Genomic DNA, 22,161 nt, shown 5'->3' with positions numbered 1-22,161 from the left:
GCGCGACAAGAAATGCTCGACTTCCTATGTCCAGCGCCGTCTTTCGGTGGGCTACAACAAGGCGGCGTCACTGGTCGAGCGCATGGAGAAGGAAGGCGTGGTCGGCCCCGCCAACCACGCCGGAAAGCGCGCAATTCTCGCAGGCGGTGGCGTGGATCGTGGCGCGTTCGAGTTGGGGGATTAAGCCTCCGCATTGCCGCCACAGGAAGGGTTTAGACGCTTGGCGCCGCCATCGGCGATCTTGCAGCTTAGCGTTCCCTGACATGCCGGCAAGCGCGCCAGAAATGACGCAAATCCAATTTCATACGGACTAGAGGCGAAGAGAAAAATGAAGCGCGGTTCCAAGTTGTTTCTCGGCGCTCTCGCTGCATCCGCGCTGATGAGCGGCGCCTTTGCGCAAAAGCTTCCCGCGCCGGAAAAAAAGCCTGCTGCGAAATCCGCCGAAGCGCCGAAATCGGCGCCTGAGCCGATCGATTCGCAAACAGCGATTCAGATGGCCAATGACTATTTCAACGCAGCCCAAGTGATGACCGCCGATTTCGTTCAGGTCGGAGCGGATGGGCGGCGTTCCGAAGGTAAGCTCTATGTTCTGAAGCCGGGACGCCTCCGCTTCGAATATGCCTTGCCAGCCACGATGGAAATCATCGCCGACGGCGTGTCCGTAGCGATTCGCGATCGCAAGCTGCAGACGCAGCAGCTTTATTTCATCAACCAGACGCCCCTCAAATTTCTCCTCAAGGACGAGCTCAATCTGAAAAAGGACGTCAAGATCACCGGTGTCTCATCCGACCCGAAATCGACAACCATCACCATCGAGGACAGCGCCACCTTTGGTGGATCTTCGACGATCAAGCTCAATTTTGACCGCAAAGCCTTCGCCTTGCAGCAATGGGAAGTCACAGACCCTCAGGGCTACCAAACGCTCGTTACGCTGCACAATATCGACCTGAAGTCGGTTCCGGATCGCGGTCTTTTTCGCATCCCCCCGACGTCTTTCTGGCCCATCCAGAACTGATCGCTCGCCTCGCCCTGTTTCACGTGAAATCGGGGGATTCGCGCCGACGCTTTGCGGGGGCGTAAAATCGGCGTAGCGCCTTGATTCCTTCCCTAAACTTGGGCTTAGTCACCCGGCCGCGCATCTCTTGCGCCGCCTTGGGGTGACGACGTGAACCTGAAAATTACGACCTGGAACATCAATTCCGTTCGGCTGCGGATCGCCCAGGTTGGCGCCTTCCTGCGCGACCACCAGCCCGACATTCTTTGCCTTCAGGAAACGAAATGCAGGGACACCGAATTCCCGACAGCCGATATTCGTAAGTTCGGCTACGAGCATATCGCGATCAATGGACAGAAGGGTTACCACGGCGTCGCCATTATCTCGCGCCTGCCCCTGAGCAATATTGATCGAAAGGCCTTTTGCGAGATGGGCGATGCGCGGCACATCTCGGCCGCGATCGAGATCGCAAACCGCTCTGTCCGGATCGACAATCTCTATGTTCCCGCTGGTGGCGACGAGCCGGACCCGGTCATAAACCCTAAATTCGCGCACAAACTCTCGTTTCTGGACGAAATGTCCCATTGGATGGACAAGGAGTCCTTCACGAAGGAATCGTCGATTTTGGTTGGCGATCTCAACATCGCGCCGCACGAGAATGACGTCTGGAGTCACAAGGCGTTGTTGCCGGTGGTCAGCCACACGCCGATCGAGACCGACAAGTTGAAATCCCTTATTGCGCAAGGATCTTGGATCGACACCCTGCGTCGCTTCACTCCAATGGAGGAAAAGCTTTACACTTGGTGGAGCTATCGCGCCCAGGACTGGTCCAAGGCGAACAAAGGACGCCGTCTGGACCATATCTGGGCGTCGCCCGCGCTCGAGCCGCATCTGGAGGGAATCGACATCCTCCGGGAAGCGCGCGGCTGGGAGCGCCCATCCGATCATGTACCGGTGAGTCTCCGTTTGCGTTTCTGACGCCTGGCCCTATCAATCCCAGCTAATGGCTACCGCCGTATCACAATGCCCGCCGGGCCTTGTCCAGTTCGTCTCCGAATTTCTCGATTTCCTGGCGGAGGGCTTCTCTCGCCCGCCTGGCGCTCTCGGGAAACTCTTCCAGCACGCGACGAATCAGGGAGCGCGGAAGCTTGAGCGTCGTCGCGTTTTCGCGGGCGATGGCGGTCGAGGGGTGAACCGTTGGCGCGAGCAAGGCCAGTTCCCCAATCAAGGCGCCCGGACCGACGATTTTGCCATTGTCCATGGTGCCGTGTCCGAGATCGAGCATGATCGACCCGGACAGGATAAGGAAGCCTGCGTCCGAGACTTCGCCATTGCGAAAAAGCACGTCGCCGGCGCCGAATTTCACCGGCTCCGCCGCGAATGCGATGAGTTTCAGCGCCTCCGGCTCGAAAGCTGAGAAGATCGGAAGGCGAGCGAGCGCTTTAACATCGCTTTCCAAAGACATGACGTTTCCCCAGGGTCGCAGCGCCAAGATCGCCGCTCAAATGAGTGCGCGCCGCACTCAAGCGGGCGCGTTTTGGCGAGCACCATCAGACAGCGAGACGATAACCGCCAGCATCCGTCAGCAGCAGCCGCGCGCTGGCGGGATCTGGTTCGATCTTCTGCCTGAGACGATAGATATGCGTTTCCAAGGTATGTGTCGTGACGTTGGAATTGTAACCCCACACGTCACGCAGGAGATCTTCGCGGGAAACCACGATCCCCTTCGCCCTGTTCAAATATTGCAAGATCGCCGTTTCCTTTTCGGTCAGCCGCAGCTTTTCGCCATTCCCGCCAATCAACAGCTTTGCGCTCGGCTGGAATTGATAGGAACCGATCTGAAAGGTCGCGTCTTCGCTGAATTCATGCTGACGCAAATGGGCGCGGATGCGCGCCAACAGCACCGCAAAGCGGAACGGCTTGCTGACATAATCATTTGCGCCCGAATCAAATCCGGAAACGATATCATTTTCCGAATCATGACCGGTCAGCAGGATGATCGGCTTCTGGAACCCTTCGGCGCGCAGGCGTTTCACTGCGTCGCGCCCATCGCCATCCGGCAGCCCAACGTCCATAATGACCAAGTCGAGGGGCTCTTTGCGAACGACAGCTAGCGCCTGAGCGACGTTCGCCGCTTCGGATGCGATAAATTCGTGATGGACGGTCAGTTGCTCGACTAAAGAGAGGCGCAAAAGGGCATCGTCGTCGACAATCAAAATCCGGCGGACTTGCGACATGAACGATCCTGTTACCCGCGCACATGCTAGCTGGGAGGCCAGCCGGGTTGAAAAGGGCGAAACTCCGACAATGCGGAAGGAATCTACGCTGTATCTTAAGCTTCGTCAAAAGCAGGACGTCTTTTGCACACGCGGCACGGCCCAAATTTCGCGCGCCACCCTTCGCCAATTGCCTCGGCTGCCTGGTCGGCCGCCGTTGGGACTCGTCAGAATCGGCTCACAGGCGCTTTTTTGCGCGCTCGGCCGAAACGGCGTCGGCGTCAAACACCGCGAGGGCGATTCGATAACGCCGATCGGCCGCTTTCGAATCACCCGATGGATGCGACGGCCCGACCGCTGGACAATCTTCCGCGCCGATTGTCGCGCAATTTCAAAGGCTGATGGCTGGTGCGACGATCCGCGCTCCTTCAGCTATAACCGCGCGATCCGCTTGCCGACCCGCTTCAACGCGGAGACGCTCTGGCGTAACGATGCGCTATACGACATCCTCGGTGTGATCGATTTCAATCAGCGGCCTCGCGTTATCGGACGCGGCAGCGCCATTTTCATGCATATCGCCCAGGACGGCTATCACCCCACCGCAGGCTGCATCGCCCTTGCCGCCAAGGATTTCAGAAAAATACAATTTCGTCTGGGAGCGGCGCCTCAAATCGTCGTCGGCGATATTTTCACGCGGCGCTCTCCGAAAATCGCCGAACCGACCCGGACTTTCGTGGCGCCCATTTGAATCGCCAGTTCGAAATCATCGCTCATGCCCATCGACAGTTCTTTCAGCCCAAACTCCCTTGCCAATTGATTGAGCAGCGCGAAATGAGGCGACGCCAGTTGATCGACCGGCGGGATGCACAGCAGGCCCTCGATCTCCAATCGGGTCTCTTCGCGGCAGAATGACAGCAGCGCGCCGAGTTCGCGCGGCGGAACGCCGGCCTTCTGAGGCTCCTCGCCGGTATTGACCTGAATGAAGAGACGCGGCTTTTTGCCGCTCGCCTGCATCGCCGCATCGACCGCGACAGCAATTTTCGGCCGGTCGATCGTTTCGATGACGTCGAACAGCGTCACGGCCTCAGCCGCCTTGTTCGACTGCAACGGACCGATGAGATGCAGCGATATCCCCGGGTAGAGGGCGCGAAGCTGCGGCCATTTCTCCTTGGCCTCTTGAACGCGGTTTTCCCCGAAAATGGTTTGGCCGGCGGCTAAGAGGGGAACAATTTCCTCCGCTCCGAAATTCTTCGAAACGCAAATCAGCTCGACGGATTTTTCCGGACGGCCAACGTCGCGGCACATCCGCTGAATGCGCGCGCGAATGTTTTGCAAGCCGGCGCTGGCTGGGCTCGCAAAGGAATCTCTTTCCACGGGATCTCGCTCTATCGAATGAAACACACGGCCATTTCGAGCCGCTCGCGTCGCCAGCCTTCGAATTTTTCTGCTCATCTGGAGCTGACAACGATCAGGTCTAGAAAGGGAATCCGTTAGAATCAAGCTGGCTGCGCCACATGTCCGCTTCCGTTACTAAACAAATTGACCACCGCCCGGAAATCATGCTCATTGCAGGCAATTTCCGATATCGCGCGAGAATTGAAATGACGATGCGGTCTGAGCGTTACAACGCTCGTGAAGTCGAGTCGAAATGGCAGAATATCTGGCAGGAACGTCAGACTTTTGAGACTCGGAACGACGATCCGCGACCAAAATATTACGTCCTCGAGATGTTTCCCTACCCCTCGGGCCGCATTCACATGGGCCATGTTCGCAATTACGCAATGGGCGACGTCGTCGCGCGCGTGATGAGGGCGAAGGGCTTCAGCGTCCTACACCCCATGGGCTGGGACGCGTTCGGCATGCCCGCCGAGAACGCCGCGCGGCTCAATCACTCGCACCCCGCGACTTGGACATACGCCAATATCGCCAACATGCGGAAGCAATTGCAGAGCATGGGGCTTTCAATTGACTGGAAGCGTGAAATCGCGACCTGCGATCCCACCTATTACAAGCATCAGCAGTCGATGTTCCTGGATATGCTGGGCAAGGGTCTGGTCTATCGCAAGAACGCCAAGGTGAACTGGGATCCGGTTGACCAGACGGTTCTCGCCAATGAACAAGTGATCGACGGCCGCGGCTGGCGCTCGAACGCCCTTGTCGAGCAGCGCGAACTGACGCAGTGGTTTTTCAACATCACCGCCTTTTCCGAGGATCTGCTGGACTCGCTGGACACCCTGAACAGGTGGCCGGAAAAAGTGCGCCTGATGCAGAAGAACTGGATCGGCCGGTCGGAGGGGGCGCTGGTCCGTTTCGCCGTCGCGCAGCCCGCTCCCGCGTCCGAGATCGAGGTCTATACGACGCGGCCCGACACTCTGTTCGGTGCGAAATTCATCGCCCTGTCGCCGGATCACCCCCTCGCCCTGCGGCTCGCCGAAGGCAACCCGGGACTTGGCGCCTTCATCGAGGAATGCCGCCGGATGGGAACATCGGTCGCGGCGCTCGAAACGGCGGAAAAGAAGGGATTCGACACGGGATTGCGCGCCGTCCATCCCTTCGATCCGCAATGGTCGATTCCGGTTTATGTCGCCAATTTCGTGCTGATGGACTATGGAACCGGCGCCGTCTTTGGCTGTCCCGCGCATGACCAGCGCGATTTCGACTTCGCCCAGTCCTATGGCCTCGGCCATACCCTCGTCGTCTGCCCCGAAGGCGCCGACCCGGCGACCTATCGACTGACCGACGCCGCCTATGAAGGCGACGGCCGGATGATCAATTCCCGCTTCCTCGATGGCATGACGCCAAAGGAAGCTCAGGACGAAGCCATTCGCCGCCTCGAATCCGAAATGCTCGATGGCCGCCCGCGCGCCCAGCGCAAGGTCAATTTCAAATTGCGCGACTGGGGCGTTTCCCGCCAGCGCTATTGGGGCTGCCCGATTCCCATCATTCATTGCGAGACCTGCGGTGTGGTTCCCGCGCCGAAGGACAGCCTGCCGATTACGCTTCCCTCGGACGTCTCCTTCGATATTCCGGGCAATCCTCTCGATCGCCACCCCTCCTGGAAGAATGTCGATTGCCCGCAATGCGGTCGCGCGGCGCGGCGCGAAACCGACACGATGGACACTTTCGTCGATTCTTCCTGGTATTTCGCGCGCTTTACGGACCCGCACAACGAAGGCGCGCCGACCACGCCGGCCGTTGTCGACCACTGGCTTCCAGTCGATCAATATATTGGCGGAATCGAACACGCGATTCTTCATCTGCTTTATTCGCGCTTCTTCACCCGCGCGATGAAGGAGACCGGCCATGTCGGCGTCAAGGAACCCTTCGCCGGCCTGTTCACCCAGGGCATGGTCGTCCATGAAACCTATCGCGCCGCCGATGGCTCATGGCTTTCGCCGACTGAAATTCGTTTCGACGCCGAGGGCTCGGGGCGCCGCGCCTTTGCGCTGAGCGATGGCCAGCCGATCGCTATCGGCGCGATCGAGAAGATGTCTAAGTCGAAGCGCAACACCATCGATCCCGACGACATCATTGGAACCTATGGAGCCGACACCGCGCGCTGGTTCATGCTGTCCGATTCGCCGCCCGATCGGGACGTCATCTGGACCGAGGAAGGCGTTCAGGGCGCCGCCAAATTCGTCCAGCGCCTGTGGCGATTGATCGGCGACATCGCCGATTTCGGACGTGGCGCGGGGAAGGTGACGAGCTATGGCGAATTCGCGCAAAGCATTCGGCGCGCCGCCCACGCCAGCCTGGCGAAGGTCGAAGAGGATCTCGAGCGCCTTCGCTTCAACCGTTGCGTCGCCCAGGTCTATGATCTGACCAACCAATTGACAGCGCTGCTCAATTCAATCGACAAAGTCACCATCGACGACGATATCCGCGCTGCGTTTAACGAATCGGGAAAGATTCTCGTTCACCTTTTCGCGCCGATGATGCCTCACCTGGGCGAAGAATGCTGGGCGGAGCTGGACGAGACCACGCCCATCGCCGAATCGCCTTGGCCCAAGGCCGATCATTCTCTTGTCGTGGATAACGTGCTAATGCTTCCGGTGCAGGTGAACGGAAAAAAACGCGCGGATCTGACGATCGCCCGTGACGCGACTTCGAGCGAGATCGAAGCGGCGGTGTTGAATCTGGATATTGTCCAACGTGCTCTGGAAGGCCGGACGCCGAAAAAGATCATCGTCGTGCCGCAAAGGATCGTCAATGTTGTCGTCTGATCAGCCTGTTGCGACCAAGGCCCGCAAAGCCGTCGTGGCTTGCAGTTTCGCCGTGCTTCTTTCACTTGGCCTGTCCGGCTGCGTCGAACCCCTTTATGGCCCCAAGATCGGCGGCGCCTCGATTGTCCCTGATATGCAGGCGATCAAGGTCGAGCCAATTCCGGATCGCATCGGCCACTATCTTGAAAACGAGTTGATCTTCGCGCTCAACGGCACAGGGTCTTCCCCCACGCCAAAATATCGGCTGGTCGTGACTGTTCGAGAACGGCTCAGCACCCCGATTGTCAACACCGTCACGGGCGAAGCGCAAGCCGGCGAGGTCAATATTGACGCCGATTATCGTCTCCTTCCGATCGCCGGCGGCGGCGAACCCATTGCGAGCGGCAACGTCACCCAATTCGTCGTTTATGATCGCTCCAGTCAGCGGCTATCGAATGTCCGCGCCGCGCGCGACGCCGAGATTCGCAACGCCAAAGTCCTTGCGGATCAAATCCGTACGCGCATCGCAGCTGCATTGGCGACGCGCGGCTCCTGATGGTCGCCATCGCGCATAGGGAAGCGGATCGCTATATCGAGCGGCCCGACCGCGCGCATTTTCTCTTTCTCATTTTCGGCGCGGATCAGGGCCTGATTTCCGAACGCTCGCGGCGATTGCTCGCCTCCGTCGCCCCAAATAGCCCCCAGGCGCAGAGCATAATCGACCTTTCGGGCGACGCAATTGCGCAGGACCCGCTTGTCCTGGTCGATGAAGCCCATTCGATTGGCCTTTTCGACGGGCCTTCCCGCGAAATCCGGGTTATGCTCGGTAGCAAATCCATTTTGCCCGCGCTCGAAATGATCGAGCGCTCCCCGCCTGCGTCAAGCACCATCGTACTCATCGCTGGCGAACTGAAGCGCGACGCCCAGATACGCAAATGGATTGAGAAGCAGCCTTTTGCGGCCTCGATCGAATGTTCGCCCGACGACGCCCGGGATATCCAGCGCCTGCTGGATGCCGAGCTAAAGCGGACGAACCTCACCATCGAGCCCGAGGCGCGGGAGATCCTGTCCGAAATACTGGGCGATGATCGGCTGTCGACCAGATCAGAGATCGACAAGCTGCTGCTCTACGCCAAGGATCAGAGCTCGGTCACCGTCGAACATGTCCATGACATTCTCCTCGACGCCACCGCGGTGAATCTCGACACGCTTCTCTCCGGAACCTTTTCCGGCCGCCCCGAGCGGATTATCGAGGCGTCGAGCAAATTGTCGCTCGCGGATATCGACGTAAACAGGCTTTTCGCGGCGGCATTACGCTATGCGCTCGCCGTTCATCGCGCCCGAACTGAGATCGATGGCGGCGCCTCGCCGGACGAGGCTCTTCAGATTCTGCTCCGTCTCATCAATGGTTTCAAAAGGAAATCAGAGGTGGCGGCTGAACTCCGGCAAGCGCAATCGGCAAAAACAGCCGACTTCGTCAATGCGATTTACGCCGCGATCAAAGACCTTCGTCAGAATAATATTCTCGGCGATGAGCGCTTTTCGCGCCTTATGCTTGCCATGGCCCGCTCGATGCAGAATGCGAACAAAAAAAGAGCCTGATCTGTTTCCAGCCTATGGCAAGTTTAATAAATCGTTAACCCTGCAGGCGTTTGCATAACAAGTCCAATTGCTCCATCGACTTGTAATGAATACGAACATCCCCGGCGTCATTTTTATGCGAAATCTTGACGCCGAGCCCGAGCAGGTCGCTCAATAACTTTTCCAGCGCCCGCGTATCCGAATCCTGTTCAGCCCTCGCCCTCGGCTTTTTCGGCGCTTCCCCAGCGTCATCCTGCGCGAGGCGCTCGACGTCCCGAACGGTAAGTCCTTCCTCAACGATCCGGGCCGCGACTTTCTCAGGATGTGAAACCGACAACAAGGCGCGCGCGTGGCCCGCTGAAATCTGTCCATTGACGAGATAGCCCTTAGCCTCTTCGGGCAGTTTGAGCAGTCGCAACGTATTCGCGACATGGCTCCGGCTCTTGCCGATGATCTTGGCGAGATCCTGCTGGCTATAGGAAAATTCCTCCGTCAGCCGTTCATAGCCTCGAGCTTCCTCCAAGGCGTTGAGATCGGCGCGCTGAACGTTTTCGACAATGGCGATTTCAAGTGATTGCTGATCATCGGCCTCGATGATGACGATCGGAACCTCATGCAACCCCGCCCGCTGCGCGGCGCGCCACCGTCGTTCGCCAGCGATAATCTCATATACATTGATGAGACCCTGAATCGTCCGGACAAGAATTGGCTGAACAATTCCGCGCTCACGGATCGAATCCGCCAGTTCCTGAAGATCGCCTTCATTGAAACTCTGGCGAGGATTTCGAGGGTTCGGCCGCAAGAATTCAATCGGCGCCTTGGCCGGTTTCTGCTGCTCTGCGATTTCGGCGTCAGTCGCTCCGACATCACCAATCAAGGCGGCCAAGCCACGGCCCAAACGCGATCTTGCTTCTTCAGCCATACAAACCCCCAACGAATTCTGCGCCCGATAACCAACGCCCTTACGCTGCCCGCAAATTCCGCTCGCGCTGAATGACCTCTGAAGCCAGCTTCAAATAGGCTTGCGACCCGCTGCATTTCAAATCGTAAAGCAGCACAGGCTTGCCATGAGACGGCGCTTCGGAAACGCGGACATTCCGCGGAATAACCGTCTCGTAGACCTTATCGCCGAGAAAGGCCCGCACGTCGGCGACGACCTGCGCCGCGAGATTATTCCTGGAATCGAACATTGTCAGGACGATCCCATGAATCGACAACTGGGGATTCAACCCTTTCTTGACCTGCTCGACAGTTGACAGGAGCTGCGACAAACCCTCGAGCGCAAAAAACTCACATTGCAACGGCACGAGAACCGCGTCGCTCGCCGCCAATGCGTTGATGGTCAGCAAATTCAGAGAGGGCGGGCAGTCGACCAGGACATAGGTAATCCGATCGCCATTGGGCAATGCGCCCCGGCCGGCCAAGGCCCGCAACGCATTTCGTAGCCTGAAATTGCGCTCTTTCTGATCTGCGATAGCAAGTTCGACGCCCAAGAGGTCCAAAGTCGAAGGCGCGACATATAGGCGCGGAACCGAAGTCGGCCGAATAGCGGCGTCCAGCGCACGCTCTCCCATCATCACATCGAAAGTCGAAATGGTCCGCTGTTTCCTGTCAATGCCGAGGCCGGTAGACGCATTGCCTTGCGGATCGAGATCAATGATCAGAACGGTTTCGCCGATGGCCGCCAGCGCCGTACCGAGATTAATGGCCGTCGTGGTCTTGCCGACCCCGCCTTTTTGATTGGCCAGTACAAGGACGCGCATCTGATCGTGATTTTCCATAGCCACACCCTTAAACGCGAATCGTTCGAGAGTCATGCGCCCGAACAACAACAATACTACCACCTGGTTCGGTGCGGCTTGCGACAATCTGGATATCCAAACTATTATTCGGGGGAAGTTCGGTCAATTCAGCCGACAGCGCTCTCCCCTTTAAAAACAACCCCGTCGCGCCTTTAACCAGCGCTGGCCGCGCATATTCGACAAGAAGGGGCAAGGGCGCCAAAGCCCGCGCGGAAATAACGTCGAAATCCACCTGTTCGCAAAGCTTTGGAAGGACGGATTCGATCCGGCCGACATGGATTTCAACTTCCGTCCCTGTTTCACGTGAAACTTCACGCAGGAAGGCGGCTTTTCGTTTGTCCGATTCGACGAGGTGAACCCGACCCGCGCTCGTCTTCGTCAGGGCAATCACGAGGCCCGGAAAACCACCGCCGGCCCCCAAATCAACCCATTCGGTCCATGCGCCCGCGAGTTCGGCCAGTTGATAGGAATCCTCGAAATGACGGGTCCACAGGTGGGGCAATGTAGAAGGACTAATCAGATTGATCTTAGCCTGCCACTTGCCGATCAAGGCGGCGTAGATATCGAGCTTGGATTTCATCTCTGGCGCAAGCAGAGCCAAGCCATTGGAGAGTGAAGCGGTCATGGCGTCAACCCGCAAGGACGGTCCCTGGCTGACCGCGCTTCCGCAGCCATGCCAGGATCAAGGTCAGCGCCGCAGGGGTAATCCCCTCAATTCTGGCCGCATGACCAAGACTTTCCGGCATTCCCGCCTTCAACTTCGCGCGCGCCTCGTTCGACAGCCCGACGACCGCATCATAGTCAATATCAGGCCCCAGCCGCACAGCCTCATCGCGCTTGAGCGCGGTGACGGCCGACGACTGTCGGTCGAGATAGACCGCGTATTTTGCGTCAGTCTCGACCTGTTCACGCACCTTCGGTCCATATTCACTCAGCTCCGGCCAGACCCGAATGAGGTGATCGAAGGTGACGTCGGGATAGGAAAGAATCGCGAAAGCGGCCCGGCGTACCCCGTCTCGATTCAATTTGACGCCATATTTCTCGGCATCAGTTGGCGACAGATCAAGAGACTTTAACTTGCCCGTCAGAGCCTCGAGTTCGCTCAGGCGCTTCCCAAAAAGGCTACGGCGAGCGGAACCGACGCAGCCGATATCCGCGCCTTTCGTCGTCAGCCGCAGATCCGCGTTATCGCAACGCAACGACAAGCGGAATTCCGCGCGCGAGGTAAACATGCGGTAGGGCTCGGATACGCCCTGCGTGACCAGATCGTCGATCATGACGCCAAGATAAGCTTCGGTGCGATCAAATATGACTTCTCTAGAGCCTGCCGCTAGGGCGGCCGCGTTGAGTCCGGCTACCAGTCCTTGTGCCGCAGCTTCTTCATATCCCGTCGTGCCGTTGATCTGGCCCGCCAGAAAGAGCCCCGGGAATTTTTTGACTTCGAGTGTCGATTTCAGTTCCCGCGGATCAACATAATCATATTCCACGGCATAGCCCGGCCGAATCACATCGACATTCTCAAGCCCTGGAATGGTCCGAAGAAATTCCGCCTGAACATCTACGGGGAGCGAGGTTGAAATGCCGTTCGGATAGATGGTGTCGTCATCGAGGCCCTCGGGTTCGAGAAAAATCTGATGGCTTTCCCGTTCTCCGAATCGAACGATCTTATCCTCGATCGATGGGCAATAACGCGGCCCACGCCCCGAAATTTGTCCGGAATAAATCGGCGCCCGATCGAGATTCCGGCGGATCACATCGTGGCCCGCCTGCGTGGTGTGGGTTATGGCGCAGCTGACCTGGCGATTTCGGCAAGATGTCGTGAAGGCAGAGAAGAATTCCGGATTAGGGTCGCCTTCTTGTTGCTCCAGATCATTCCATCGAATCGAACTGCGCTGCAATCGCGGCGGCGTGCCAGTCTTTAGGCGCCCTAGACGAATGCCCCGAGCGGCGAGGCCTTCGCTCAGATGCAAGGCCGGAGCATCCCCGATGCGTCCTGATGGCCTCGTCTCCGGCCCAATATGAATGCATCCGTTCAGGAAGGTTCCACTCGCGATCACGACGGCCTTTGTGAGAATTGTCTTTCCACCTTCCAGATGCAATTTGATCCATCCGGCGCTTCCCACCTCCTCAATCCCGATCGCAGCCCCTTCGGCTAGATCAAGATTGTCCGTCGCCTTAAGCAGGCGGCCGATAGCGGCTTTATAAAGTTTTCGATCAGCCTGGGCGCGGGGCCCGCGAACTGCCGGACCCTTCGACCGGTTCAGCAGCCGGAACTGAATGCCTGCTTCATCCGCTGCGCGCCCCATGATTCCGTCAAGCGCGTCGACCTCGCGAACAAGGTGGCCCTTCCCCAGACCCCCAATCGCCGGATTGCAGGACATTTCGCCAATGGTCGATAATTTATGCGTCAACAACAAGGTGTGAGCGCCGCAACGCGCGGCCGCCGCCGCCGCTTCGCATCCGGCGTGACCACCGCCGATAACGACGACATCATAATGCGAAGCATCGTGGATCATGACCACACTCATTCATTTTCCGATACAAAAGCGGGCGAATAAGCTGTCCAGTATATCTTCGACACCGACCTTGCCGATCAGTTCCTCAAGTGCAAAACACGCGCGCCGCAGATCCTCAGCAAGGATCTCGAGGGGCAAATTCTTCCGCTCGGCATCCGCCAAGGCGTCCAGTGCGCCATCGATCGCGTTCCTCTGCCTTGCATTCGCCACGACAAGGGAGCTGGCGACCGTCATATTTTCATTGGCGAAATCTTGCAAGCGATCCATCAGGAATTCAAGATTAAGGCCGGTCTTCACCGAGAGTTCTAATGACTTCTCGTCTCCCCCGCGCGCCGATTCGCATCCGACATGCCCCGACGACAAGTCCGCCTTGGTCCCAATGCGCCACAAGGGACGCCGTAACAATTCCTCGGGCGGCCCGCTCTCTTGCGAGCCCAGAGGAACCAACCAAAGCACGAGATCCGCGCTTCCGGATTTGGTCAGCGCGCGATGAATCCCCTCGCGTTCGATGGGATCTTCGCTTTCTCGAATGCCCGCCGTGTCAATAACATTGACCGGAAAGCCGCCGAGATCGAGTTTGACTTCGATCAGGTCACGCGTCGTTCCCGCATATTCCGACACAATGGCGGCTTCACGTCGTGCCAGAGCATTGAGCAAACTGGATTTTCCCGCATTAGGCGGACCAGCGATCAAGACCGAAAGCCCTTCCCGGATCAGCTCCGCGCGTTCGTGGCTGGATCTGAGTGATTCTAGCTCATGTTGGATTTCAGGAATACGACGCTGAATCTGGCGAGCAATGTCGTGGGGGGCATCGCCTTCATCAGAGAAATCCAGTTCCGTTTCAACGAGAGCCATGAGATCGAGCACCTGGGCACGCAACTGGCCGACTGTCTTCTGCAATGCTCCGGAGGCGGCGATTGTCGCCAGACGGCGCTGCTGCTCTGTCTCGGCGTCGATCAGGTCGGCCAAGGCCTCGACGCTTACCAGATCCAGCTTGCCATTCGCCAAGGCGCGGCGAGCAAATTCACCGGGCAGCGCCATCCTCGTTTCCGTAAATGTCGCCAAAACATCAAGAATGGCCCGCACCACCGCTCTGGAGCCGTGAATTTGCAATTCGGCACAATCTTCGCCCGTGAAACTCCGCGGCGCAGGAAACCAAAGAACCACGCCGCGATCTAGAATCTCCGCCGTCTTCGGATTTCGGATCGCAAGTAATGTCGCGACCCGCGCCGCAGGCAACGCTCCCGCGACGGAACGGAGGATAATGGAAGCCTTGGGACCAGAAATGCGAATGATGGCGACAGCCGATTTGCCTGCGCCTGACGCCAGAGCGTAAATGGTGGCGCCACCTTCGCATCCCGGATTCATAAAGAACCTCCAAAATCAAATCGACCATGTTTCACGTGAAACATGGTCGATCCAGTTCTTAATAGCGAAGTGGTCGCCTCAGGTATTCATCGACTCGAAGAAAGTCGTGTTGCCCTTCGGCGTTTCGCGCAACTTCCCGAGCAAGAACTCGATAGCGTCGACCGTACCCATCGGATTCAAGATGCGGCGCAGGACATACATCTTCTTGAGAATGTCGGCCGGCACCAGGAGCTCTTCCTTGCGCGTGCCGGACCGGGTGATGTCAATCGCCGGGAAGACGCGCTTATCGGCGACCTTGCGATCGAGAATGATCTCGGAATTGCCGGTGCCTTTGAATTCTTCGAAGATCACTTCGTCCATGCGCGATCCCGTCTCGATCAGAGCAGTCGCGATGATCGTCAGCGAACCGCCCTCTTCGATATTTCGGGCCGCGCCGAAAAACCGCTTCGGCCTCTGCAGGGCATTGGCGTCGACGCCGCCCGTCAGGACTTTGCCGGATGACGGGACAACGGTGTTGTAGGCACGGCCAAGACGCGTGATCGAATCGAGCAGGATCACAACGTCGCGCCCATGCTCCACCAGGCGCTTCGCCTTCTCGATCACCATTTCGGCAACCTGCACATGGCGAACCGCAGGCTCGTCGAAAGTAGACGATACCACCTCGCCCTTGACGGAACGCTGCATGTCGGTGACTTCCTCGGGGCGCTCATCGATCAACAGGACGATCAAATAGCATTCCGGATGATTGGTCGTGATCGACTGCGCAATATTCTGCAGAATAACCGTCTTACCGGTGCGTGGCGGAGCGACGATGAGCGCGCGCTGCCCCTTGCCGATGGGCGCGACAATATCAATGACCCGAGCGGAGAAATCCCTTTTCGTCGGATCCTCGATTTCAAGCTTCAAGCGCTGATTCGGATAGAGCGGCGTCAGGTTGTCGAAATGAACCTTGTGCCGAACCTTTTCCGGATCTTCAAAATTGATCAAGTTCACCTTGAGCAGAGCAAAATAGCGCTCGCCCTCCTTCGGACTGCGAATGAGTCCTTCGACGGTGTCGCCTGTGCGCAAACCGAACCTGCGGATTTGTGACGGCGAGACGTAAATATCGTCCGGCCCCGCCAGGTAATTGGCATCCGGCGCCCGTAAGAAGCCAAAGCCGTCTTGCAGGACTTCGACCACGCCCTCGCCGACGATCTCGATTTCCCGAGATGCAAGCTGCTTCAAAATGGCAAACATCAATTCCTGCTTGCGCATGATCGAAGCATTCTCGACCTCATGCTCTTCGGCAAAGGCGAGCAAATCCGTCGGGGATTTCGCTTTCAGATCCTGCAGCTTGATCTCACGCTTCCGGCTTTCGGCGCCGGTTTTTTCAATATCTGTCATGGCGCGATGCGCTCTTCTGATCGTGTTGGGAATATTCAATCATCGACGCGATCCGCGCCCCTTGTCATCGCGCTAATCGTGCGCTGCCGGACAAGTGATTGTTTTGAGGAGAGGAGGCAAGCCTATCCACTTTAGCCGTCCTCGTAAAGTCTATCTTCGAAACAATCCGAAAATATCCCTCGACTCCGGCGCCAAACCTTAGCCGGGGCCAGATACGTTCGGACGCCGAGAGGATTGGGTCAGTCTTTAGATTTCAGTACCAGGGGCAATCCGGCGGCGACGAAGGTGACTTGATCGCAAGCGGCCGCCAGAGTTTGATTCATGCGCCCATGACTGTCCCGGAACGCACGACCGAGCGATGTCTCGGGAACCAGACCCATTCCCAGCTCATTCGAAATGAAGACCAGCGGAAATGGCTTTTCTCTGACCCAAGCAGCGAGTCTCGCCACTTCGCTCGCATGATCCATTTCTTTCAGAAGCAAATTGGACAGCCAAATCGTCAGGCAATCGACCACAACAATGCGATCGGGTCTAGCAATCTCATCGAGGACAGCGGCAAGATCGATGGGCTCTTCCCAGACCCGCCAGGCTTCGTCACGCTCCGCGCGATGAAGTGCAATCCGTTGTTTCATTTCCGGATCAAAGGCTTCAGCGGTGGCGACCATGCATTTTTCGAGGTGGGAATCGCTTGCCAGCTTCAAGCCATAGGCCGTTTTGCCGGATCTTGCGCCGCCGAGCACCAGATGCGTTCGCCCTTCGATGGTGGTCTCAGCCATTGAGCGCAACTCTATGACGCGATTATCCGGACGTTTCAGTCGCTCAGCAGGCGCTTCAACAGTTCCAGTTCCTGATTAAGGCCGGAATCCTTCGAAACCAAATCCTCGATTTTGCGCACGGCATGCAGGACGGTTGTGTGATCGCGACCGCCAAAACGACGGCCGATCTCGGGCAAGGATCGCAGGGTCATGGTCTTGGCCAGATACATCGCAATTTGTCGGGGACGCACAACATTCGCCGTGCGCCGTGACGAGAGGATATCGGCGCGGCTGACATTAAAATGCGTCGCCACAAGTTTCTGAATATCCTCGATCTTGACGCGCTTGGGTTCGCGGACCCGTATCAGGTCGCGGATCGCCGCTTCAGCGGCCTCAATTGTCAAGGAGGCGCCCGCGAGAATCGTATGGGCAAGTAGGCGATTGACGGCGCCATCAAGGTCGCGGCCATTGGTGTCAATGGAACGCGCCACCATCGCCACGACGGCGTTTGTGACCTCAAATCCGGGTTGTGCCGTGCGCGCATTTTCGATCCGCGCTTCCAGAATGCGCATCCGCAAGCCTTCGTCGAGAGCCTGCATTTCGACGCAGAGGCCGCCCGAAAAGCGCGACCGCACGCGCTCGTCAAGATTTTCCAACTCGTTCGGCGCCCGATCGCCGGCGATGACGACCTGCTTGCCGGAATCAATCAGCGCGTTCAGCGTATGGCAGAATTCATGCTGGATGGTCTTCCCCTGTAGGAACTGAACGTCATCGATCACCAGCAGATCGATTGACCGCAACTTTTCCTTAAAGCCTATTGAATTTTGGGATTTCAGCGCCGACACGAAGCCATACATGAACTTCTCGGCGGTCAGGTAGATCACCCTGCGGCCCGCTTCCAAGCCAGCATGTCCGATCGCCTGGATTAAATGAGTTTTTCCAAGTCCCACGTTTGAAAAGATGTAGAGCGGGTTGAACATGGCGCCCACGCCCGGATTAATGGTCGCGACCTGTTGCGCCGCCGCATAAGCCAGCTGGTTCGAAGGACCCACCAGGAAATTCGCGAAATTAAGCCGACGATCGAGACTGGAGCCCTCGATCCCTTCGACGCCCCTGCGAACAGCACTCAACCCATCCGGTCGCGCATCGCCGGTTGAATTTTCCTGCCCAGCTCCCGCACGGGCGCCTTCGAGAGCCTGACGCTCGCTTGCGGCGCGCGTAGCGTTCCGCGCCGCCGCCCTCAGGTTCAGGACAATATCGCGAACGTCAGGAACTTCCTGGACCACGATAGCGCGCAATTTTTCGAGATAATGGGCGTGAATCCAGCTCTTCAGGAATTTGGTCGGGACCGACAGATAGGCGACGCCGTTCACGACCTCATCAAGCTCAAGGCATTTGAACCAAGAGGAATAGACGGCGTCGCCGACCTCCGATTTAAAGCGGGCGCAAAATCTAACCCAAATTTCTGACGTTGGCTTGGCATTCCGCTCTTCGGGGATGTTCGTCTGAATTTGGGCCTTCGACATTTTTTCTCTTCTTCAGGCAAAGATTCGCCCTTTCGCGCTGGTGCGAAAGACGCGACGTCCGATATGGCTGGATGTATTGAATGAGCGAAGTGATATTGATTCTAACCGAACATCAAGCGACCCGGAGGCGCTGCTCGATCAAGAATAATGGTCACCATTCTTTGAGGCGCCTAACTGCAGTTATAACGCGCTGGGAGTGTCACACTGACGAAAAGTTGAATCTGAAATATCATCACGCCCCCCATTCCGGTCGATTTCCTGCGTGTCGCGTAATAAGATGATAGAATATCTACATCCATCACTGAATATAGATTCCATTATTACTTAATACTAATAACGCTTATTTCATTATTTGCTATCTCAGATCCAGTTATACTTTATGCCAGATCATTTATTATGCTTTCGACATCAAGTTTTCCGTGACAGCCAGGAAACCATACACAGGGCGTCCGAGCTAGGCAATGCCTCCAGCGCCAGATTCATGATTCCAAATCGACCTCTCGCCGAGCCCGCGGCCACGGAAAACGCGTTTCGCTTGAGAACAAGGCGAGTCCGAGCAAAGCTGTGCATGCGATGCAAAATCCACCCGAAAAAAACCATTATCAAATTCGCGATTCGGACCAAATGCTACGGCTTGTCAAGATCGCGCTGAGGCGGCGTTGCGACGGCTTTGCAAATAACCTTTTGTTTTTTTTAAAGCTTCTCTGACCGGCCCGGAAACTGTCATAAATTTTTATCGTTCGGTTTCCACGGCCGCCAAAGTTGCACCGCTTTGCCGAACCTTCGCCATCATTCGCGATAACGTCGCCAAATTGGGTTCGCGCCCAGGCTCTCGACCAGGGTCAAATGGCTCAGCACGCCGCGCTCCGTCACGCCGGACGGCAATGGGCGCGGTCTCTCCGTCATGGCGCCCGTGAACACGGTTTTTCGGATCTCTTTTCGAACCTGCAAGGACAAGGAGGTCTGGCGGCCGCCGCGGAGTTCAATATAGACCTCGGCAAGAATCTCGGCGTCGATGAGCGCGCCATGTTTGACTCGGCGGCTCCGGTCGACGCCATAGCGCGTGCAAAGCGCATCCAGAGAATTCGACGCCCCGGGATGTTTTTTCCGCGCGAGAGCCAAAGTGTCGATGACCCTCTCGCCCGAGATTGGCGGACGGCCGATTTTCTGCAATTCGCAATTAATGAACTTCAGGTCGAATTCCGCATTATGGGCGACGATCGGGTCGTCGCCGACGAAATCGATGAATTGGTCGACGATTCCCGCAAATATCGGCTTATCAGCGACCATATCAAAAGATATGCCATGAACTCGGAAGGCTGAATCGGGAATGTCTCTTTCCGGATTAATGTAACAATGAAAACTATTCGTCGTCATGGAGCCGTTGATGAGCTCAACTGCTGCAATTTCAATTATTCTGTCCCCACCCTGGGCGTCTAGCCCCGTGGTTTCCGTGTCCAAAATGATCTCTCGTGTCATGCCGTTCTGACCATCCTGTGATAAGAACCTTCGATTTTATCGATCTGTCTGCCGAAGAGAAGCAATCAACAGATGCGTCTGCCGTCTCGCCGACTCAATTCCGTCATCCGACTTTATCGTGAAATGCGACCGTCTACGCTTTTCCGCGTCAGGGAGTTGGCGATGCAAGATGGCAGAAAATTTTTCCTCATTCATCGTCGGGCGCGACAGAACGCGGCGCCTTTGTTCATCGAACGAAGCGGAGACGACGACAACCGCGTCCACATCGCGCCACGCCTTCGTTTCAAATAAAAGGGGAATGTCGACCACGACCAGAGCTGAGCCTTTTTCTTGCTCCCGGCGTAGAAAATCGGTCCGGGCGGAAACGACCAGCGGATGGATGATCCGCTCCAAATCCGCCATGGCGTCAGGATCGTTCAGCACGAGGCGGCCAAGAATGTCTCTTTGGATCGCGCCATCGCGGACGGCTTTGGGAAAGCGCGCGCTTACGGCCTCAAAAGCGCCGCTGTGATAGAGCTCGTGCACAGATTGATCGGCATCGAAAACCGCAATGCCCTGTTCGCGAAACAGCTCGGCCGTGGTGGATTTACCCATCCCGATAGAGCCAGTTAGCCCCAGCACAATCATGAATGCGCCTGCTGCAAGTCGTCGATGATCAGATTGCGCAGCTCCGGCGTCACTTCGGGTCGAACCCCGAACCAGCGTTCAAATCCCGGCGCCGCCTGATGCAATAGCATTCCCAGGCCGGACGATATCCGATGACCCCGTCGTCTTGCATCGGCCAGCAGATCCGTTTCAAGCGGCGAATAAACAATGTCGCTAACGACGGCCGTCTGCCGCAATCCATCGAGATTGATTGAAAGCTTCGGTTGTCCGGTCATCCCCAAGGATGTTGTATTGACCAGCAGAGCCTCGCCGTCGAGCGCTCCGCGATCGTCATTCAACAATTGGGTCCTGATGCGGCGAAAACCCCAACTTTCCGCTTCTTCCGCCAATTTCAGCATCCGATCGGACGATCGATTCAATAATTTGACTTCGGGAATCCCGCGGCTCGCCAGACCGACCAGAATAGCCCGGGCCGCGCCGCCGGCGCCAATAACCGCGGCCCTGTCGCAATCGACATTCCAATCCGGCGATTCGGCGGCCAGATTGGCCAGAAATCCGCCGACGTCCGTGTTATCGCCGCAGAGACGGTCGCCCTCGCGCCAAAGCGTGTTCACAGCGCCAATCCGGCGCGCCATTTCCGTGACCGTCGCGCATGCCGCAAAAACCCGCTCTTTATAGGGCAAGGTGACATTGCCGCCGCAATAGCCGGCACGGTCCATTTCGGACAGAAACGCGTCGAGCCGATCAGGCGGGACTTCCAATTTCTCATAGGAGCCCGGGATATCGTATTTCGACAGCCAATAATTATGAATGAGGGGCGATCTGCTATGTTTTATCGGATATCCGATGACAAAAGCTCTTTTCGCGCTCATAGCAATCCCCGTTGCTTCAAGAGTTGGCTATGAATTTCATTGAATGAACGCGGTAGAGATCCATGATCGCCGCTGCTGTTTCTTCGATCGAGCGCCGGGATACGTCGATTGTCGGCCAACCGCGTTCCGAAAAAAGCCTCCGCGATCGACTGATCTCGTCAGCGACCGAAGACCTGTCGACATAGGAAGAGTCCTGGGTCGCGTTGAGCGCCAGAAGCCTGTTCTGCCGAATTTGCACGATCCGCTCGGGCGAGGCGAAAAGGCCGATGACCAGCGGTTTTCGCACGTTTTCCATCACGGATGGCAGCGGCACTCCGGGAACGAGCGGAATATTCGCGGTTTTTACGCCACGATTCGCCAAATAAATACTCGTCGGAGTTTTAGAAGTGCGGCTGACTCCAAGCAGAACGACGTCGGCGCTTTCCAGATCTTCCGCCATCTGGCCATCGTCATGCATCATGGTGTAATTCAAAGCTTCAATGCGTTTGAAATATTCAGAGTTCAACACATGTTGGGCGCCCGGTCGCGGGGCCGAGGCCGGACCGAGATAGGACTGAAAAAGCCCCAAGATTGGAGCAAGGACGGAAAGCGCCGGCGAACCAGCGTCCGCACAGGCCTTTTCGAGCCTTTCGGCAAGTTCGGAATCCACCAGGGTGAAAAGCACGATCCCCGGCGAGGACTGAATTCCGGCTATGACTCGCTCCAACTGCTCGTGATTGCGGATCAACGGATAAATATGTTCGATCGACGCAATCCCCTGGTATTGCGCAGCGGCGGCCCGGCTTACGGCGATCAGCGTCTCGCCGGTCGAATCGGAGACCAGATGGAGGTGAAAATAGTTTCGGGTCACGGCGCGCCTGG

21 protein-coding genes are annotated in these 22,161 nt (G+C 57.2%); 6 read left to right on the top strand and 15 right to left on the bottom strand.

Features of this window, described 5'->3' with window-relative positions; all coding sequences use genetic code 11:
- The 3 genes from QZ409_RS11695 to xth form a co-directional block, all read left to right on the top strand.
- Positions 1–184: DNA translocase FtsK (locus QZ409_RS11695; RefSeq protein ID WP_296711119.1), on the top strand; the 184-nt coding region annotated here is incomplete at its 5' end.
- A gap of 144 nt (positions 185–328) precedes the next feature.
- On the top strand, positions 329–1,015 hold the full coding sequence (locus tag QZ409_RS11690; RefSeq protein ID WP_296711118.1) for an outer-membrane lipoprotein carrier protein LolA: 687 nt from the start codon (positions 329–331) through the stop codon (positions 1,013–1,015).
- 150 nt (positions 1,016–1,165) lie between these two features.
- Complete coding sequence (xth, locus tag QZ409_RS11685) at positions 1,166–1,972, top strand: exodeoxyribonuclease III (RefSeq protein ID WP_296711116.1); 807 nt, start codon at positions 1,166–1,168, stop codon at positions 1,970–1,972.
- 40 nt (positions 1,973–2,012) lie between these two features.
- On the opposite strand, the gene QZ409_RS11680 is transcribed toward xth, so the two are convergent.
- The 3 genes from QZ409_RS11680 to QZ409_RS11670 all read right to left on the bottom strand — a co-directional run bounded on the left by QZ409_RS11680 (position 2,013) and on the right by QZ409_RS11670 (position 4,545).
- Complete coding sequence (locus QZ409_RS11680) at positions 2,013–2,459, bottom strand: cyclic nucleotide-binding domain-containing protein (RefSeq protein WP_296711114.1); 447 nt, start codon at positions 2,457–2,459, stop codon at positions 2,013–2,015.
- 85 nt (positions 2,460–2,544) lie between these two features.
- Positions 2,545–3,231, bottom strand: a complete 687-nt coding sequence (locus QZ409_RS11675; RefSeq protein WP_296711112.1) for a response regulator transcription factor — start codon at positions 3,229–3,231, stop codon at positions 2,545–2,547.
- A gap of 645 nt (positions 3,232–3,876) precedes the next feature.
- Positions 3,877–4,545, bottom strand: coding sequence for a YggS family pyridoxal phosphate-dependent enzyme (locus QZ409_RS11670; RefSeq protein WP_296711131.1), 669 nt, complete (start codon positions 4,543–4,545; stop codon positions 3,877–3,879).
- A gap of 272 nt (positions 4,546–4,817) precedes the next feature.
- Here QZ409_RS11670 and leuS point away from each other — a divergent pair, with 272 nt between their 5' ends.
- From leuS to holA, 3 genes are read left to right on the top strand one after another with little or no spacing between them, the layout of a single operon-like run.
- Entirely contained in the window at positions 4,818–7,433 is a 2,616-nt protein-coding gene (gene leuS / locus QZ409_RS11665; RefSeq protein WP_296711127.1) for a leucine--tRNA ligase, read from the top strand.
- Entirely contained in the window at positions 7,420–7,968 is a 549-nt protein-coding gene (gene lptE, locus QZ409_RS11660; protein ID WP_296711111.1) for an LPS assembly lipoprotein LptE, read from the top strand. The genes leuS and lptE overlap by 14 nt, the downstream gene beginning before the upstream one ends.
- A complete protein-coding gene (gene holA, locus QZ409_RS11655) occupies positions 7,968–9,014 on the top strand; it encodes a DNA polymerase III subunit delta (protein WP_296711109.1) in 1,047 nt (348 codons plus the stop codon). The genes lptE and holA overlap by 1 nt, the downstream gene beginning before the upstream one ends.
- Before the next feature lie 34 nt (positions 9,015–9,048).
- Here holA and QZ409_RS11650 read toward each other — a convergent pair whose 3' ends face one another.
- From QZ409_RS11650 to QZ409_RS11595, 12 genes are all read right to left on the bottom strand, one after another.
- Positions 9,049–9,915: a ParB/RepB/Spo0J family partition protein gene (locus tag QZ409_RS11650; RefSeq protein WP_296711099.1), complete on the bottom strand. Its 867-nt coding sequence runs from the start codon at positions 9,913–9,915 to the stop codon at positions 9,049–9,051.
- 40 nt (positions 9,916–9,955) lie between these two features.
- Positions 9,956–10,774, bottom strand: coding sequence for a ParA family protein (locus QZ409_RS11645; RefSeq protein ID WP_296711095.1), 819 nt, complete (start codon positions 10,772–10,774; stop codon positions 9,956–9,958).
- A gap of 10 nt (positions 10,775–10,784) precedes the next feature.
- Positions 10,785–11,420, bottom strand: coding sequence for a 16S rRNA (guanine(527)-N(7))-methyltransferase RsmG (rsmG, locus tag QZ409_RS11640; protein ID WP_296711093.1), 636 nt, complete (start codon positions 11,418–11,420; stop codon positions 10,785–10,787).
- A gap of 4 nt (positions 11,421–11,424) precedes the next feature.
- Positions 11,425–13,323 carry a tRNA uridine-5-carboxymethylaminomethyl(34) synthesis enzyme MnmG gene (mnmG, locus tag QZ409_RS11635; RefSeq protein WP_296711089.1) on the bottom strand — a complete coding sequence of 633 codons (1,899 nt, stop codon included), beginning with the start codon at positions 13,321–13,323 and terminating at the stop codon, positions 11,425–11,427.
- The gene (gene mnmE / locus QZ409_RS11630; protein ID WP_296711085.1) at positions 13,324–14,679 is read right to left on the bottom strand and encodes a tRNA uridine-5-carboxymethylaminomethyl(34) synthesis GTPase MnmE; all 1,356 of its coding nucleotides are present in this window, start codon (positions 14,677–14,679) and stop codon (positions 13,324–13,326) included. It lies immediately after the preceding gene.
- A 78-nt stretch (positions 14,680–14,757) separates the two neighbouring features.
- On the bottom strand, positions 14,758–16,062 hold the full coding sequence (rho, locus tag QZ409_RS11625) for a transcription termination factor Rho (protein ID WP_296711082.1): 1,305 nt from the start codon (positions 16,060–16,062) through the stop codon (positions 14,758–14,760).
- Between the two features lie 239 nt (positions 16,063–16,301).
- Positions 16,302–16,838: a bifunctional adenosylcobinamide kinase/adenosylcobinamide-phosphate guanylyltransferase gene (gene cobU, locus QZ409_RS11620; protein WP_296711079.1), complete on the bottom strand. Its 537-nt coding sequence runs from the start codon at positions 16,836–16,838 to the stop codon at positions 16,302–16,304.
- Positions 16,839–16,873: 35 nt separating this feature from the next.
- On the bottom strand, positions 16,874–18,343 hold the full coding sequence (gene dnaA, locus QZ409_RS11615) for a chromosomal replication initiator protein DnaA (RefSeq protein ID WP_296711074.1): 1,470 nt from the start codon (positions 18,341–18,343) through the stop codon (positions 16,874–16,876).
- Positions 18,344–19,132: 789 nt separating this feature from the next.
- Positions 19,133–19,822 (bottom strand): DNA polymerase III subunit epsilon, encoded by a 690-nt coding sequence (gene dnaQ / locus QZ409_RS11610; protein ID WP_296711071.1) that lies wholly within the window; start codon positions 19,820–19,822, stop codon positions 19,133–19,135.
- 36 nt (positions 19,823–19,858) lie between these two features.
- Positions 19,859–20,449 (bottom strand): dephospho-CoA kinase, encoded by a 591-nt coding sequence (coaE, locus tag QZ409_RS11605; RefSeq protein ID WP_296711065.1) that lies wholly within the window; start codon positions 20,447–20,449, stop codon positions 19,859–19,861.
- Positions 20,446–21,300 carry a shikimate dehydrogenase gene (locus QZ409_RS11600; protein ID WP_296711060.1) on the bottom strand — a complete coding sequence of 285 codons (855 nt, stop codon included), beginning with the start codon at positions 21,298–21,300 and terminating at the stop codon, positions 20,446–20,448. Before QZ409_RS11600 ends, coaE begins: the two co-directional genes overlap by 4 nt.
- 16 nt (positions 21,301–21,316) lie before the next feature.
- Positions 21,317–22,150 carry a pyruvate, water dikinase regulatory protein gene (locus tag QZ409_RS11595; protein ID WP_296711057.1) on the bottom strand — a complete coding sequence of 278 codons (834 nt, stop codon included), beginning with the start codon at positions 22,148–22,150 and terminating at the stop codon, positions 21,317–21,319.
- Positions 22,151–22,161 lie beyond the last annotated feature (11 nt).

Origin of the sequence: Rhodoblastus sp. (assembly GCF_019449565.1) — a bacterium.
Lineage (GTDB): Bacteria > Pseudomonadota > Alphaproteobacteria > Rhizobiales > Beijerinckiaceae > Rhodoblastus.
This window is presented reverse-complemented; position numbering and strand designations above follow the sequence as displayed.

Coding starts and splice junctions, on each gene's coding strand:
- coaE (WP_296711065.1), bottom strand. CDS start 20,449: ATGATTGTGCTGGGGCTAACTGGCTCTATCGGGATGGGTAAATCCACC.
- rho (WP_296711082.1), bottom strand. CDS start 16,062: ATGACAGATATTGAAAAAACCGGCGCCGAAAGCCGGAAGCGTGAGATC.
- QZ409_RS11645 (WP_296711095.1), bottom strand. CDS start 10,774: ATGGAAAATCACGATCAGATGCGCGTCCTTGTACTGGCCAATCAAAAA.
- dnaA (WP_296711074.1), bottom strand. CDS start 18,343: ATGTCGAAGGCCCAAATTCAGACGAACATCCCCGAAGAGCGGAATGCC.
- QZ409_RS11600 (WP_296711060.1), bottom strand. CDS start 21,300: ATGAGCGCGAAAAGAGCTTTTGTCATCGGATATCCGATAAAACATAGC.
- lptE (WP_296711111.1), top strand. CDS start 7,420: ATGTTGTCGTCTGATCAGCCTGTTGCGACCAAGGCCCGCAAAGCCGTC.
- mnmG (WP_296711089.1), bottom strand. CDS start 13,323: ATGAGTGTGGTCATGATCCACGATGCTTCGCATTATGATGTCGTCGTT.
- holA (WP_296711109.1), top strand. CDS start 7,968: ATGGTCGCCATCGCGCATAGGGAAGCGGATCGCTATATCGAGCGGCCC.
- mnmE (WP_296711085.1), bottom strand. CDS start 14,679: ATGAATCCGGGATGCGAAGGTGGCGCCACCATTTACGCTCTGGCGTCA.
- QZ409_RS11650 (WP_296711099.1), bottom strand. CDS start 9,915: ATGGCTGAAGAAGCAAGATCGCGTTTGGGCCGTGGCTTGGCCGCCTTG.
- leuS (WP_296711127.1), top strand. CDS start 4,818: ATGCGGTCTGAGCGTTACAACGCTCGTGAAGTCGAGTCGAAATGGCAG.
- QZ409_RS11680 (WP_296711114.1), bottom strand. CDS start 2,459: ATGTCTTTGGAAAGCGATGTTAAAGCGCTCGCTCGCCTTCCGATCTTC.
- QZ409_RS11675 (WP_296711112.1), bottom strand. CDS start 3,231: ATGTCGCAAGTCCGCCGGATTTTGATTGTCGACGACGATGCCCTTTTG.
- dnaQ (WP_296711071.1), bottom strand. CDS start 19,822: ATGACACGAGAGATCATTTTGGACACGGAAACCACGGGGCTAGACGCC.
- QZ409_RS11690 (WP_296711118.1), top strand. CDS start 329: ATGAAGCGCGGTTCCAAGTTGTTTCTCGGCGCTCTCGCTGCATCCGCG.
- cobU (WP_296711079.1), bottom strand. CDS start 16,838: ATGGCTGAGACCACCATCGAAGGGCGAACGCATCTGGTGCTCGGCGGC.
- rsmG (WP_296711093.1), bottom strand. CDS start 11,420: ATGACCGCTTCACTCTCCAATGGCTTGGCTCTGCTTGCGCCAGAGATG.